16 protein-coding genes are annotated in these 15,151 nt (G+C 40.7%); 8 read left to right on the top strand and 8 right to left on the bottom strand.

Going from position 1 to position 15,151, the window contains the following annotated elements:
* Positions 1 to 54: 54 nt before the first annotated feature.
* From radA to PH_RS01175, 3 genes are all read right to left on the bottom strand, one after another.
* Complete coding sequence (radA, locus tag PH_RS01185; protein WP_010884362.1) at positions 55 to 1,644, bottom strand: DNA repair and recombination protein RadA; 1,590 nt, start codon at positions 1,642 to 1,644, stop codon at positions 55 to 57.
* A gap of 253 nt (positions 1,645 to 1,897) precedes the next feature.
* Positions 1,898 to 2,422: a DUF998 domain-containing protein gene (locus tag PH_RS01180; RefSeq protein ID WP_048053546.1), complete on the bottom strand. Its 525-nt coding sequence runs from the start codon at positions 2,420 to 2,422 to the stop codon at positions 1,898 to 1,900.
* A gap of 16 nt (positions 2,423 to 2,438) precedes the next feature.
* Positions 2,439 to 3,059 carry an HVO_0476 family zinc finger protein gene (locus PH_RS01175; RefSeq protein ID WP_010884360.1) on the bottom strand — a complete coding sequence of 207 codons (621 nt, stop codon included), beginning with the start codon at positions 3,057 to 3,059 and terminating at the stop codon, positions 2,439 to 2,441.
* Between the two features lie 57 nt (positions 3,060 to 3,116).
* Between PH_RS01175 and PH_RS01170 the strand changes: the two genes are divergently transcribed.
* Entirely contained in the window at positions 3,117 to 3,890 is a 774-nt protein-coding gene (locus tag PH_RS01170) for an MBL fold metallo-hydrolase (protein ID WP_048053071.1), read from the top strand.
* A gap of 45 nt (positions 3,891 to 3,935) precedes the next feature.
* Here the strand turns inward: PH_RS01170 and PH_RS01165 are convergent, their stop codons facing one another.
* Complete coding sequence (locus PH_RS01165; protein WP_083755784.1) at positions 3,936 to 4,658, bottom strand: DUF92 domain-containing protein; 723 nt, start codon at positions 4,656 to 4,658, stop codon at positions 3,936 to 3,938.
* A gap of 30 nt (positions 4,659 to 4,688) precedes the next feature.
* Positions 4,689 to 5,195 (bottom strand): DUF3201 domain-containing protein, encoded by a 507-nt coding sequence (locus PH_RS01160; RefSeq protein ID WP_010884357.1) that lies wholly within the window; start codon positions 5,193 to 5,195, stop codon positions 4,689 to 4,691.
* Positions 5,196 to 5,249: 54 nt separating this feature from the next.
* Between PH_RS01160 and PH_RS01155 the strand changes: the two genes are divergently transcribed.
* From PH_RS01155 to PH_RS01140, 4 genes are all read left to right on the top strand, one after another.
* Entirely contained in the window at positions 5,250 to 6,383 is a 1,134-nt protein-coding gene (locus tag PH_RS01155) for a site-2 protease family protein (protein ID WP_010884356.1), read from the top strand.
* Positions 6,380 to 6,907, top strand: a complete 528-nt coding sequence (locus PH_RS01150; RefSeq protein WP_010884355.1) for a TIGR00725 family protein — start codon at positions 6,380 to 6,382, stop codon at positions 6,905 to 6,907. The genes PH_RS01155 and PH_RS01150 overlap by 4 nt, the downstream gene beginning before the upstream one ends.
* A complete protein-coding gene (locus tag PH_RS01145) occupies positions 6,888 to 7,586 on the top strand; it encodes an HAD family hydrolase (RefSeq protein WP_048053070.1) in 699 nt (232 codons plus the stop codon). The genes PH_RS01150 and PH_RS01145 overlap by 20 nt, the downstream gene beginning before the upstream one ends.
* A gap of 96 nt (positions 7,587 to 7,682) precedes the next feature.
* Positions 7,683 to 8,258: an ECF transporter S component gene (locus tag PH_RS01140; protein WP_010884352.1), complete on the top strand. Its 576-nt coding sequence runs from the start codon at positions 7,683 to 7,685 to the stop codon at positions 8,256 to 8,258.
* On the opposite strand, the gene PH_RS01135 is transcribed toward PH_RS01140, so the two are convergent.
* From PH_RS01135 to PH_RS01125, 3 genes are read right to left on the bottom strand one after another with little or no spacing between them, the layout of a single operon-like run.
* Positions 8,238 to 8,861 (bottom strand): DUF257 family protein, encoded by a 624-nt coding sequence (locus tag PH_RS01135; protein ID WP_010884351.1) that lies wholly within the window; start codon positions 8,859 to 8,861, stop codon positions 8,238 to 8,240. The two genes, PH_RS01140 and PH_RS01135, sit on opposite strands and share 21 nt — an antisense overlap.
* 50 nt (positions 8,862 to 8,911) lie before the next feature.
* Positions 8,912 to 10,192 (bottom strand): TldD/PmbA family protein, encoded by a 1,281-nt coding sequence (locus PH_RS01130; protein ID WP_010884350.1) that lies wholly within the window; start codon positions 10,190 to 10,192, stop codon positions 8,912 to 8,914.
* Entirely contained in the window at positions 10,189 to 11,553 is a 1,365-nt protein-coding gene (locus PH_RS01125; RefSeq protein WP_048053068.1) for a TldD/PmbA family protein, read from the bottom strand. The genes PH_RS01130 and PH_RS01125 overlap by 4 nt, the downstream gene beginning before the upstream one ends.
* Before the next feature lie 60 nt (positions 11,554 to 11,613).
* Here PH_RS01125 and psmB point away from each other — a divergent pair, with 60 nt between their 5' ends.
* The 3 genes from psmB to glmS all read left to right on the top strand — a co-directional run bounded on the left by psmB (position 11,614) and on the right by glmS (position 15,149).
* On the top strand, positions 11,614 to 12,207 hold the full coding sequence (gene psmB, locus PH_RS01120) for an archaeal proteasome endopeptidase complex subunit beta (RefSeq protein WP_010884348.1): 594 nt from the start codon (positions 11,614 to 11,616) through the stop codon (positions 12,205 to 12,207).
* Between the two features lie 14 nt (positions 12,208 to 12,221).
* Positions 12,222 to 13,274: a hypothetical protein gene (locus tag PH_RS01115; RefSeq protein ID WP_010884347.1), complete on the top strand. Its 1,053-nt coding sequence runs from the start codon at positions 12,222 to 12,224 to the stop codon at positions 13,272 to 13,274.
* A gap of 78 nt (positions 13,275 to 13,352) precedes the next feature.
* Complete coding sequence (glmS, locus tag PH_RS01110; protein ID WP_048053067.1) at positions 13,353 to 15,149, top strand: glutamine--fructose-6-phosphate transaminase (isomerizing); 1,797 nt, start codon at positions 13,353 to 13,355, stop codon at positions 15,147 to 15,149.
* Positions 15,150 to 15,151 lie beyond the last annotated feature (2 nt).

The raw sequence follows: 15,151 nt of genomic DNA, 5'->3' as shown, positions 1-15,151 counted from the left end.
ACTTTCCCTATACGTTTAAAGGTATTTTCCATATAAAAAAGGAAGAAGAGAAGGCTAATCTTCAATTCCCTTCTCCGTTATCCTGAAAACGGCCTCTCCCTCAGGAAGGTGTGGTGCATCTATTAACCTAGCTACCCTCTTTCCTCCCTTACCCTTCCTTAAGTAGACCCTCAAGGTTGCACTATGCGCCAAGATATGCCCACCTATGGGTCTCGTTGGATCTCCAAAGAAAGCATCAGGCCTGGCCTGAACTTGGTTCGTTACAAAGACAGCTATCTCATAAAGGTTCGCCAACCTATGTAGATCGGCTAAATGCTTAGCCAACTTCTGCTGTCTCTCAGCTAATGCCCCTCTACCTATATATTCACTTCTAAAGTGGCTCGTGAGGGAATCCACTATTAGCAACTTGACGGGCTTATCCGTGTTCAGTAACTCTTTTATCTTATCCTCGGCCTGCTGAACTAGCAGCATTTGATGATTGCTATTAAATGCCCTAGCAACGTAGATGTGCTTTAATACTTCGTCAGGATCTAATCCCCTATTCTTCGCAATCTCTCTAATCCTCTCAGGTCTGAAGGTGTTTTCAGTGTCAATCCAAATTACCGAGCCATTTAATCCTCCTTCTTCTGGGGGTAATTGGACCATTACCGCAAGGGTATGGGCTAGCTGAGTATTATGGAGAACAAGTCCATTGGGAGCTATGAAGTTGTGGGTTTCCGGAATTACAAGGTCGTAGACCCAGTTATTGTAATCTATTATCCTTACCGAGGAAACCTCATGGAATTCAAGTTCTCCTTTGGATATTATTCTTCTTCTCAGTACCTCTTCCCTAACACCAACAACAACATCTCCAGGTTTAACTTCAGCAGCGGGGACCCATTGCAGGCCATCTCTAAAGAGGAGAACTGGGTGAGAGGGAGTAACCTTAAGGGAGTATCCACTGGATAGTTTTATCTCAATGAGCTTCTCAACCTTCTCGCGATAGATGTATGAAGCCCTCGTTTTCTTAATTTCACCACTAGCGATGTCCAACGTGTACACAAAGACATTATCTAATGGAACTGCGTAACCATTATCGAATGGTAATTCCCCATTCATCGAGGCGTATTTACTATACATCTCCTCAATTGATTCCATGTGTGGTACCGTATCGTTTTCATAATAAACTTCGGTATCCCTAGCAAAGCACTTCCCACTACCGAACTCCCCAAAGACTTCCGTTATCGCCTGGGTCTCTATACCTCCACCAAGTAATTTATCTAAACTTTTGCTTCCAGTTGAGATCCTTCCAATGCTTTCCCTCTTCTTTAGGTACTCGTCAGCTCTCATGAACGTCCCGAGATTAGCAGCCTTCCTCGCCGCTTGAATTATCTTAAGGGCTGCCCCTTCACTGATTCCCGCAACCTCTTTAAGTTCTATAGGGGATGCAACCGCTATAGCCTCTAGAGTATCAAATCCCGCCTCCCTAAGCTTTTCAGCAGTAGCAGGACCCACTCCTGGAAGATCCTCAATACTCTTTATCTCTTTCTCCTTCTTTTTCTTTTTAGAGGTAGTTGACTCCTCTTCAAGTTCCAATCCAAGTCCCTCAATCTCATCTATCTCAACAACCTCAGGATCGCTCCCTTTCTTAACCATGATCATCACCCTAATGACCGTGAGGCTTCAAGGTGGGTAACATTAGCAGGGTTATATACTTTTCTCAATATTTAAATACCAGGCGGAAATAAGGCGAAAATCTTAGAATATTCAAATATCTAACTTTTCTCCCTGAAAAATAACTAAAGAAATGAAATTCACTATTTAACCTTTTGATACAATCATGATCACACCACTGAGAGCATGAACCTTTACATCTCTCCTCAACTTCTTTTAAATCATTGGCATAGCTGGAAATCTTCTAGGCATCTCCTAGCATTAAGTAGTGCCAAATAAGGAATACTACAATTGAAATTGTTTCAGCAACAGCAACTCCCTCAAACTTCTTTAATGACCATAAGGCGAGCGGTACCCCAAGAAGAAAAAGCATTAATCCTACGATTCCAAGCTTATTCCCTCTAATTAGGAATGAAATCGAGAGAAGGAGGATAGCCAAGAACATTGAAACAAAAAATCCCCAGCTTACTTCATAATGGAGATTCGTTCCCTCAGGAAATATTCCTATCAATCCGAGGAATACTGATCCCAACATATACAAAAGCCATCCAATATCTTTGGATTTCTTGAACCTCCAAGCTCCATAGATTATCAGGCATACACTCCCGAGGATAAGGGAAATATTCATAACCCAGTTATAAGGAAGCCCGATCCTCCCAAGGTCACTTATTGCGTTTTCGGTGATTCCCCACCAATCTCTATGGATAAGATAAGAGATTAGGATACCACCTACGCTTATCCCAGGGCCAATGATACCAAGGATTTTCATCTCAAACAGACAAGGCTTAAAACTTTTCAGATTCAAGAGCTTCATACCCCTCATACACCTTAAGTTTTCTTCTGGCCCTCCCTCTTACAGCATGTCCCATAAGCCTAACTATTTTATCGGCCTTAGCTTTTCCACTTCTCATGAGCTTTTTATCCGTCTTTATCATCTCGACTTTGAAAGTATAACCTCCGACCTCGATGACCTCGCCAACGACAAATTCCTCATCCCTATCTACCACAACCTTGAATGACTGAGTTATACCACCAGGAAGGTATATGGAAACTCCGAAAACCTTGGGATATGTTAGGCTTTCACCCCAAAGGGTTTGTATCTCTTCAACCTTTGCCTTTTTAACTCTCTTTCCTCCAGGAAGCTCTATGCTAAGGATCCTAACCTCATCATCTTCAAGCTCTATTATGTCACCCACTTTAATTGTTTCCCCCTTAGGTAGCTCGGCAAATTTTTTAAAGCTCCTCTCATGCTTGCTAACTATGATCGGAACTCTTACTACCTTTGGGAGAGTAATAATCCAAACGTAACCGCACTCGTTACACTTTAGGGTTATTTCCCTCCCTCTCTCCTTTATTACTTCAACATCCTCACTCCCACACTGGGGGCAAATGTAATACTCCTCCATATTCTCACCAAACTTTAAACGTAAGGGCTAAGTTAAGAACTTTTGGGAGGATTAAAGATGAAGGTAATAATTCTGGGATCAGGATCTTACAGCGGAACTCCAAAACCTCTCTGCACTTGTGAGAACTGTACGAGAGCTAGAATAAATCCAGCGTTCAGGAGAACAAGGTTCTCGGTATATATTGAAGGCGGAATCCTGATAGATCCAGGACCAGACTTACACTACCACCTCGAGAAGCTAAATAAAGAGGTTGAGACAATTTTAATCACACATGCCCATTTCGATCATATTTTCGGATTACCAGACGCTCAAGTATTCAAAAAGCTAACGATCGCCTCGAATCCTCTAGGAATAAAGGTTGCCAGAAGCTTGGCAATGTTAGCATTCAACTCTGAGGCCCCATTGGGAAATGACTGGGATTATGTCGAACTTAAATTCTGGAACGAGTATAAGGTGAACGGAGTTAAGGTCATCCATTTTCCAGTGGTTCACTCAATAGAGATGGCTGGGGGATTTCTCATAGAAAGAAAGAATAAGACAGTTGCAATAACCGGGGATACTGGACCAGAGATAATAAGGGATAGCGAGGTTATAGATCTAATTAAGGGAAGTGACCTACTTATATCGGAGATGACACATAAAGAGTCTATCCCCAAGACGCACCTAGGGGTTAATGATGCAATAGAACTTGCAAAGATTGTTAAAGCTGAACAAACGGTATTTGCCCACATAAGTCACAGTAACTATCCACAGGAGATACTTGAGAAAAAAGTCAGAGAAGCGAAAATAAGTGGAATTGTCGCCAGGGATTTTACGATAATCGAAATTTAATCAGCCCCTAAGGTCCTCATCATCTCTCAGCAATCCGCCATCTCATCACCCAACAATGAGGAACATTAAAATGCCAATTACACCTCCAAGTAAGGTTGCCACGAAGTTCGTTCCATTGTTATCTAGATATCCCCTCCTTTCAAGCGTTGCCCCCACAAGGCTATCTATGTTAGATCCTAAAAATCCAGCAATAGTTACAGAGAGCAGCATCTCAAATTTATTATAGGATGAGAACATTGCAAATATCCCTATCATAAGAGCTCCGAGGAGGGCCACAATTTCACCAACTAAGGATACCGCACCGCTCTCTCCAACTTTGGCCCTTCTAAACGTCGTTATCATAATGGGGTTTTTACCGAAGGCCTTACCGATTTCACTCGCTAATGTATCAGCGTTTGCAGTAGCTATCGCAGAGAAAACCCCGGCCCATCCCCAATCCTTCTCAGCAAGGACTTCAAGTATTAGGAAGAGAAGAGGAGCCAAACCATTACCTAGGACGTTACCAACACTCCTATAGACATCTTCATTTAAACCCAGAGCATTCTTCTCATTCCATTTAATCCTAGTAGCTAACGTTCCAGCTATTAAGAAAGTTAAGAGTGCGAGAAATGGAAGATAACCGCCAAGTATTATTATAGCATACCCAAGAAGGATAGCAATTAATGACCCCTTTTTATCCAAGGCCTTAACCTTATAGGCCAGGTATCCCAGGAACGGAATCACAATTATTGCAAGGAGTCCCTCCATACCTATCCCTTGAGAGACCATAACCAGCACCCTATATTTAAGCTTTATATACTAGAGGAGGTCAAATTCTCTAGCGAGCTCAATAAACTCCCTTAGTTTTCTTTTTAGCTCTTCCCTGTTAAAGCTCGTATCAACTTCGAAGTTTATAAACTCTTCATCACTATTTTTTATCTTTTCAAAAACTTCTTCATATCCCCTCGGATTGTTCGGATTGTAAAAGTCCTCCAGAAAATTTTTCATACCATAGATAAACGATTGCTTCTTAAACTTCCTTAGAAATCTACCTATGAACTCTTTCGTTAATTCATCCTTCGAAAATGCAAAGACGAAATAAAATCCCTGAGGTGTAGCCCCCACTTCACCTCCCGGTCTTATCGTAAATGCAGGGTGGGGATACTTCATCTCTTCCCATCTCCCATCAACGTAGAGATAAGCATTAAACACTTCACCTACCTCCTCCACCTCAAAATCTTTAAGCTCTTCTCTTAGCTCTTCCCTTAGTTTAAATGTCTCCTCCCACATTTTATTTAGAAAATTATGGATCTCCCTAATATCCATAGGACTTCCCCCTCTAGGTGAACCTTAAAAAGGTTTTTAATTATCACCCAACTGGTGGGACTGTTGGGAACGCTCACATATGCAATCCTGGGTATCTTAATATTTTGGGCTTTAATATCGATACTCGGAACAAGTATGAGAAGTGAAAGTTTAGAGATAGCTCCCTTCCAGATAATATGGCGAACTAAAAAATTTATTAATTTCATCGATAGGATAGGAAGAAAGTATCAAAGATTCTGGAAGATTTACGGAGATCTAGGGATTATAACGGGATTTGGAGGAATGATTTTCGTGCTTTATTATTTTGCAAAGCAAGCTTACAATATAATAAGGCCGATAAAACCTGTAACCATGCCATCCGTTCAATTGGTAATTCCTGGTGTTACAATTCCCTTAGTCTACGGTTTAATAGCACTAGCCATTTTGGTAATTGTTCACGAGCTAAGTCATGGCTTCGTTGCAAGATCTGAGGATATTCCCCTCAAATCTGTGGGTTTACTACTCTTTATAATAATCCCTGGGGCATTCGTTGAGCCGGATGAAGATCAACTCAAAAAAGCCCCTCTTAGAAGTAGGCTAAGGGTCTTTGGAGCCGGAAGCTTTGCAAACTTTGTGGTCGCCCTAATATCTTTACTTCTTGTTAACGGAATTGCACTGGCATTCGAACCCCATGGAGTTGAGATAGCAGGTACGATAAAGGATAGCCCAGCGTACAATGTACTACAGAAAGGAGACGTAATAATCGGGATAAATGGTATGAAAATAGAAACCCTGGAAGAATTCATGGAATTTATGAACAAAACTAGGCCCAATGAAGAGATAACTCTCACAGTAATAAGGAATAAAAAGATAATTAACATTTCAATAATCCTGGGAGAGCATCCAGAAAGGGCAGGGAAGGGGTTTATAGGAATTTACCCAACCCAACACTGGATCTCTAAGATTGGATTTGATAAACCCCTCACCATTGTTCTAACAACATTCTACTGGATATATGTTCTGAATTTTGGAGTCGGATTAATGAATCTCCTCCCCGTTATCCCACTCGATGGAGGAAGAATGCTAATTGACACTCTAACGGAGCTCTCTCCAAAGTTTGGAAAAGCCATAGGGTATTCAATCATGCTTATCTCCCTCCTTCTTCTTGGAATAAATCTAATACCCGCTATTAGGGGGTTTGTAGGATGATACAGATAGCGATAGCAGGCTCAAGCGATGAAAAACCACTGGAAGTCGCAGTTAGAAAGACCAAAGAATTCATCAAAGCCCTACCATCTGATGTAATACTTATGACCGGTGGTAGAGGAGGAATAATGGAGGTAGCAAGCGAGGAATTTAGGAAAAAGGGAGGAATTGTGGTTGGGATCTTACCGTATTCAGATAATGGAAACAGATTTAACACGGTCAGGGTAAAAACAGGATTAAACCCTGTAGAGAGAAGCGGGGTTTTGATTGAATCTGCCGATGTTCTGGTCGTCCTAGGAGGGGGAGTTGGAACGATGATAGAGGCTTTAATGGCCTACAATCTAGGGATCCCAGTAATAGTAATCACAGGAACAGGGTACGCGAGTGACAGGTTAATGGAACTTGCAAAGGAAGGATACTTCGATCACAAGAGGATTGTGAAGGTTATATTTACTGATGATCCTAAAGAAGCCGCTAAATTAGCCCTCAAAATTGGGGGTGAGAGAAGTGAAGCTCGTGACATTTGATGTCTGGAATACCCTACTTGATCTAAACATTATGCTGGATGAATTCTCCCATCAGCTTGCAAAAATTAGTGGACTTCATATAAAGGATGTTGCAAATGCTGTTATAGAAGTTAGAAACGAGATAAAAAAGATGAGAGCCCAAGCGTCTGAAGATCCCAGGAAAGTTCTTACCGGTAGCCAAGAAGCCCTCGCAGGAAAGCTGAAGGTAGACGTTGAACTCGTAAAAAGAGCTACCGCGAGGGCCATTTTAAATGTCGATGAAAGCTTAGTTCTGGAAGGAACCAAAGAGGCTTTGCAATTCGTAAAAGAGAGAGGATTAAAGACAGCTGTTATAGGAAACGTTATGTTCTGGCCTGGCTCATACACAAGGTTACTTCTTGAGAGATTTGGGTTAATGGAGTTCATAGACAAAACATTCTTTGCTGATGAAGTTCTCAGTTATAAGCCGAGGAAGGAGATGTTTGAAAAGGTACTTAACTCCTTTGAAGTGAAACCAGAAGAGTCCCTACACATAGGGGATACGTACGCCGAAGACTATCAGGGGGCAAGAAAAGTCGGGATGTGGGCCGTGTGGATAAACCAGGAAGGAGATAAAGTCAGAAAGTTAGAGGAAAGGGGATTTGAGATTCCAAGCATAGCTAACCTGAAGGATGTTATTGAATTGATCTCAAAAACTTAACTCCGAGCCTTTTTTAGTATTCATTACTTCTCGCTTGTTCCAATTATAGAACATATATTTAAAAATATTGTCTCAAAGTTAAAACGGGATGTAAAAATGAGCAAAGCAAAGCTAGTAGCGTTTACATCAATTATGGTTGCACTAAGTATTATTTTCGAGATACTTCCCTTAAAGGTCAGAACACCCTGGGGGATGAACATAGATTTAGTTGCTGTGCCAATAATCGCACTGTACCTCCTCCTGGGATTTAGGGCGGGATTTTTCGGCTTGATAACCATGACAATTGCTCTTTTCATAATATCAGGGCCAAATACTATGGGAATCGGGCCTATAATGAAATTCTTTGCAACCCTCTCAGTACTCATAGGTTTAGAAATTTCTGGAAGGATAACGAATAAATTTGGAGTGGGATACCTTATAATCGCATTTATCCTGGGAAGCATAATTAGGGATGTTCTAATGATACTCCTCAATTATTACTTTGCCCTTCCCCTCTTCCTCAAGATGCTCGGGTACAGCATAAGCTCGAGGAGCGATGTAATTAGAATAGTCGAGGAAATGACAAAGACGCCCTTCTGGCTAGCGATAGCACTACCAAATACAATCCAAACTGGAGTTGATATCTTTGTTGCTTCACCAGTTATTAAAAGGCTAAAAGTTGAGGAGCGGTGATACTATTTTCCCAGCTATCTCATCTTTTATCGATTTTTTGATAATGATTCCCGAATCCGTTATTTCTAGAATCGAAGTAACGACCTCCTCAAGAAGATCCAAGATTGGGGAAGAATGCTTCTCTATTACATTCCTATTAACGAAATAGAACGCTATCCTTTCCTCTCTTCCCACATAGTTAGAAACCATTTTGACGACATTTATGTTCTCAAAGGTATTTCCAAGTAAGATTAACTTATGAAGTCCTAAAACAGGATTTATTACCGGGTAATCCTTTAACTGGCTTACTATCTCCATATACTCCTGCTCACTTATTACATATTTACTAATATTCAACCTCCCGATTACCCTTCCTATATCCTTTGTTCCACCCATTTTTATTACTTGGACGTTCTCTAATGGAGCAACGTCAAACCCCGCAACCTTCAACCTCGTGTAAAATTCATAGTAGGTATCAAGTATGTCATCTACAACAATGGGAAGTTTTGAATTATTGACTATATAATATAGTAACAGCTCGGCCCTAGATGTTCCAGAGTATTCCACCAATACAGTCTCACCAACTCTGAATAACTTAAAGAATTTCTCGCTATTCATTTGCATCCCCTGATATTATTCTTTAAACTATTTTTAAACCTTAGTAAAGGTTTATATTAAACTATCCTCCCCCAGGTAGTTATTTTTGGCGCAATAAAGTCATCTAAAATTTCAACATTTTTATCAATACTTGTAACATTTTTTAACATTTCAAAAATATTGCCTACTATCATGTTTCCTTTAAAGGGTTTAACTCCCCTATTATTGACGATATATCCTAGTTCGATGTTCAAAGAAAAATCTCCCGTTATAGGATTTGCCGTATGCTCCCCATAAACGCTCCTTATAAAAATTCCTTCGTCAAGAGTTTCATTTCCCGAAGGAATTAGCAAATTACTTGAGTCTATAATAGGCTGAGATGAGTAACTCCTAATGGCGTTTCCTGTGCTCCCTATTCCAAGTAGAGAGCCGTATTTTTGGTCAGAGAGGAAAGATGTCAAAACACCATCTTTAATTATGAATTTCCTCATCCCAGGATTTCCTTCTCCATCAAAACTATAACTTCCTAAACCTTCGTCGATCGTAGGATCATCAATAATGCTGAAACTTTCAGAGGACACTTCAACTCCAAGTCTTTCAAATCTACTTCTCTTCATGTAAACACTTTTTGCCGAAACGTTTGGGACAAATATTGAGAGAAAAGATATCAAAGCCTTCGGCTCAATTATAATCTCTCCTTCATATTTCTCAATTTTCTTAGCCTCTCTACTAAGCTTGAACTCAAACATTGCAGTCTCCTTAATTTCCTCTACTACTTTTTCCATGTCTGGAAGAACTCTAAATGATTTACCATAACTACCGCTTCCCTTACCCTTTTCATAGGCATAAAGACCGAGCGTTAAGAGCGACCTATTCTCTGAGCCCTCAACTCCATTTGAGTTCATTATCCCCCTAATCCCAGTAGACGTCCCTATGGAAGCTTCTCCAAAGACTTCGATATTCACTAATTCAGTTCCATAATAAGAGAGATCCTCAATGGAAAGGTCGACTATTCTTTTATCATATAGTCCCCTAATAGATGGATACTTCCCGGGGACTGGAAAAGCTGGATATTCAGTGCCTGAGATTTTAGCTATTTTCAATGCTCTCTTAACTAGGAGTTCAAGCTCATCCTTTGAGAAGTCTGAACCTGAAAGGTAAGAAAACCCTATCTTACCTCCAACTAAAATCCTGAGCCCAATTCCACTTGAAACTCTATAAGTACTTCTCTCAATTTCAGCCCTCCTAATTTTTCTAAACTTTAACGAGAGTGAAGAAGCTGATTCCCAATAAATCTCCCACTCAACGTCGAAACTTTTTAGTATCTTAACTAACTTCTCAACATCATCTACAATCATTCAAGTCCCCCCACTATGGCTTTCGTTAAAACATGAGGCCCCCCGTCATCTACAGGAACCCATTGTCCCTTTCCACAGAAACCGGGAAATTCTATTTTTAGATCATTACCAATAGCCTTTATTTCCCTTAAAGCACTAAGTATGTTCCCACTAAGGGCTACATCCCTTAAATGCCCTTTTATTTCACCATTCTCAACTAAATATCCTTCCTTTGCAGCGAACATGAAATTACCGCTTGCAACGTCGACTTGTCCACCTTTATCTCCTATCATGTACACACCAAATTTAACTTCATCTAGAATCTCCTCAAATCTCCAATCTCCCGGCTCTATATAAGTGTTCGACATTCTAACTAACGGAACATGAGAGTAACTTTGGGCCCTTCCATGCCCATTAGGTTCCAGGTTAAGTAGGCTCGATGTTTCCCTATCATTGAGGTAATTAACCAGCACACCATCCCTTATTATTTCAACCCTCTTCCCTGGGATCCCTTCGTCATCATATATGTACGATCCAAACTTTCCGGGTAACGTTGGATCGTCTACCACGGTAAGTTCTTCAACTGCAATCCTCTTCCCAAGCATTCCAGCTAAAATGCTTTCCTCCTGCTTTACGGCATCAGCTTCACTTGCATGCCCCAGGGCCTCGTGGATGAAAACCCCGGCCAATTCAGGATCCATTATAACTTGCATCTCACCAGAAGGAGGAGATCTTGCCGAAAGTAAAGAGACGGCCTTTTTGGAGACAAAATTAGCCCAGTGTTCAAAGTCTATTTTTTCAACTATCTCCCAACCTCCCGTCCCGCCGAAGGATTTCCAATAGGTCTGCATCTTACCTGAAAACTTAGCAACAGATGATATCGATAAGTACACCCTCGGAACAGTGCTCTCTATTATGCTACCCTCTGAGCTCAAGTACAGCTTTTTAACGATGATATCTGAATAAGAAAACTTTCTTGTCTTTATGTTTTCTCTTTTCAGCATGTTGTTAACTTCAACACCAAGTTTAACCTTTTCCTCGAGGTCGATATCTTTAAGTTTGATTCCTTGCTTAACCTCTACATTATCCTCAATCGGATCTCGAGTATACACGGAGGTAGAAATCCTGGAGACCTTGGCCATTTTTATTGCGGTTTTAACGATTTCCTCAATTTTAGTAAGATCATTTGTAGATGCAAATCCCCACCCATTTATAAGCACCCTAACTCCAACGCCTCTCTCTCCATTGTTCTCTAAGTTCTCTACCTTACCGTTTTCAATCGTTAATTCTGTGTATTCAATAGATTCCATCCTTATATCCATGAATTTTATTTCACTAGAACTTGAATACTTTTCAAGAACCTTTAGGATCTCATCGATCATGATAAGATCCCGAGGTAAAGGTATTAAAAATAGTAACGTTAAAGTTTTCGTGGTGAGAGCATGAACAGAAAAACAGGAACAACAACAGTAGGGATTAAAGTCAAGGATGGAGTTATCCTCGCCGCTGATACTCAGGCGTCTCTTGATCACATGGTGGAAACACTGAACATAAGAAAGATAATCCCAATAACTGATAGAATAGCGATAACAACTGCTGGAAGCGTTGGAGATGTCCAAATGATAGCCAGAATCTTGGAAGCGGAAGCAAGATACTACTATTTCGCCTGGGGTAGACCAATGACTACGAAGGCCATGGCAAACCTCTTGAGTAATATACTGAACGAGAACAAATGGTTCCCATATTTAGTTCAGATAATTATCGGAGGATACGTTGATGAACCAACGATAGCAAATTTGGATCCATATGGAGGGTTGATATTTGACAATTATACAGCGACAGGCTCCGGAACACCCTTTGCTATTGCCATATTGGAGGAAGGTTATAAGGAAAACTTGGGAATAGAGGAAGCTAAAGAGTTAGCCATAAAAGCAATAAAAGCGGCCGGCTCCAGGGATGTCTACACGGGAAGCAAGAAGGTTCAGGTAGTCACGATAACGAAGGAGGGCATGCAAGAAGAGTTTATAAAGCTCTAAAGAGAGAATGAAATATGAAGAAGCTCGCCCTTCTTACTGTTATAATATTTATTTTAATCTTTCAAGCACTATCGACTATTTCTCCCCCAGATGAAGTGCTGAAAAAGGTTTACCTAATAGAAAGGGATGTTGAGAGAATAAGGGAAATAACACCAGAAGAGAGACCAAAGTTTATTATAATAACTAGGGAGGAAGCTAAGGTACTTTTTACACCCCCAGTCCCAACTAAAGAGATGAAACTAAGGGAGATTGTTTATAAGGTAACGTTCATACTTCCTCCAAATAAAACATTATTCAAAGAGAAAAAAGAGAGCACCGCAAACTGGATAGCGGCTACTGTAGGGAATAAAATATACATCATAAGGGAGAATTTTTTATCATCCGGAGATATAGCTTTAAGGGCTACTGCTCATGAGTTAACTCATATCCTTCAAAGGAAATTAGTGAGAGAAAGAAATGAAAAGACCTTTGATGAAAAATTAGCCTTTAGCGCATTGATTGAGGGAGACGCAGATCTCGTAGCTGATATATTCTGCAGGGAACATGGAATAAGGATAATCAAGATAACCAATATATCCAAGAGAAACCTCTTCTGGAGTTTAAACGTCTTCCCCTACGTTTTTGGAGATAAGTTCGTCTATTACCTTTACAACAAGGGGGGATGGGAGTTAGTAAACTCAGCCTACAAGGATCCGCCAACCTCAACGAAAGTAGTTATGTTTCCAGAACTCTACCTTAGGAGATGGAAACCAAAGAATGTAACTCTTCAAGTTAATGGAGAACTTGAAGATACTTTAGGAGCGTACTACATATTCCTAATATCGTTAAAAGTCTACGGATGGAATGAAGCTATGAAAATAGCAAGGAATTGGGAGGGGGATAGGATAGTTCTCGTCAACGAAACTTACGTAATTTGGAAGATAGAGTTCTCATCAAGGGATTGTGCAGAAAAATTTGAGAGTATACTTAAGCACCTCTCTCAAACATCGAGCTTTGCAAAATACAGAATAACTAGGGAGGGAAATGCTGTAATCATGGAGGCTCAGGTTAAACCTCCTTCATCATGAGATCAGCTCGGATCCAGTTCTTCATCGCCCAGGAAATTTTTTTAATATGCCCCAATATTAAGTCTTCAGGTGGAAAATGTGTGCGGTATAATAGGATACATAGGGCCTAGGAAGGCCTCTGATGTCATCGTTGAAGGTCTCAAAAGACTTGAATACAGAGGATATGACTCAGCGGGGATAGCAACCTGTTATGAAGGTAAAATATTCATAAAGAAAGGAGCTGGAAAAATTGATGAACTTGTAAAGAAGTTAAACTTCTTGGAATTACCCGGGAATATAGGAATAGGACATACAAGGTGGGCGACTCATGGAATTCCAAATGACACTAACGCTCATCCCCATACCGATTGCACGGGAAAGATAGTCGTCGTTCACAATGGAATAATAGAGAACTTCCAAGAACTCAAGAGAGAACTGCTAAAAAGAGGGCATGTATTTAGGAGCGATACGGACACTGAGGTAATTGCTCACCTTATTGAGGAAAACCTCAGGATAACTGGAAATTTTGAAGATGCTTTTAGAATGTCACTTCTTAGGCTTAGGGGATCTTACGCTCTCGTAGTTCTCTTCGCAGATGACCCTGAAAGATTGTACATAGCTAGAAAGGACAGCCCCCTTATAATAGGCATTGGGAAGGGAGAGATGTTCATGGCTAGTGATATCCCGGCATTTCTAGCTTATACTCGCAGGGCCGTGTTCTTAGATGATGGAGAATACGGTATAGTTTCCAAGGATTGGTTTACGATAAAAGACATTATAACGGGAGCTGTCAAAACAAAGGAAATTCACGAGATCCAATGGACCCTAGAGATGGCCGAAAAAGGTGGATATGAGCACTTCATGTTAAAGGAAATCTTTGAACAACCAAAGGCTATAAAAGATGCAATTTATGGTAACGTTAAGGAAGCTCCAAAAGTTGCAGAATTGCTAATGAAATATGACAGAATAATCATTACAGGAATGGGAACATCGTACCACGCGGCCCTCGTTGGAAAGTATCTAATTCAAAGATTTGGGAAGGTTCCCGTAATTGTGGAGGAAGCTAGCGAGTTAAGGTATGAATATGAGGATATCCTAGATAACAGATCCCTTCTGATAGCAATAACCCAGAGTGGGGAAACTGCAGATACCGTAGCGGCTATGAAGCTTGCTAAATCAAAGGGAGTAGAAGTCGTAGGGATCGTTAACGTCGTTGGTAGTTTAGCAACTAGAATTGCAGATGAAACCCTCTATACTCATGCTGGACCAGAGATAGGAGTTGCAGCAACGAAAACTTATACGACCCAACTAGTGGTTCTTACATTACTAGCTAAGGAGCTCGGGAAGCTAGTTGGAATAGATGTTTCTCAAATTGAAGGAACAATCCCGAGGCTACCAGAACTAGTGGATTCATCCCTTAAGATTAACGACAAGATAAGGGAAATTGCGGTCAAACTAAATGATAAGAGGGATTTCTTCTACATTGGAAGGGGAATAAATTATCCAACGGCCCTGGAGGGAGCCTTAAAAATAAAGGAGATAGCGTACGTTCATGCGGAGGGGTTATCAGCAGGAGAGTTAAAACATGGGCCACTAGCCCTAATTGAAGATGGGATCCCAGTCGTCGGGATAGCACCGACAGGTAAGACATTCGAAAAGATGCTATCAAACATTGAAGAAGCCAAAGCCAGGGGAGGATTTATAATCTCCCTAGGGGATGATGTAAGGTTGCATCAGGTTAGTGATATCTTCATTAGATTACCTAAAGTTCCCGAAGAATTAGCTCCCATAACTTATATAGTACCGCTTCAGCTATTAGCGTATCATTTAGCCGTCCTTAAGGGTCATAACCCCGACAGACCCAGGAACCTTGCAAAGTCTGTAACTGTGGAGTAGGG

This window comes from Pyrococcus horikoshii OT3 (assembly GCF_000011105.1).
In the GTDB taxonomy this organism is placed as follows: domain Archaea; phylum Methanobacteriota_B; class Thermococci; order Thermococcales; family Thermococcaceae; genus Pyrococcus; species Pyrococcus horikoshii.
Note: the sequence above shows the minus strand (reverse complement) of the source record. Positions and strands in the feature narration are given on the sequence as shown.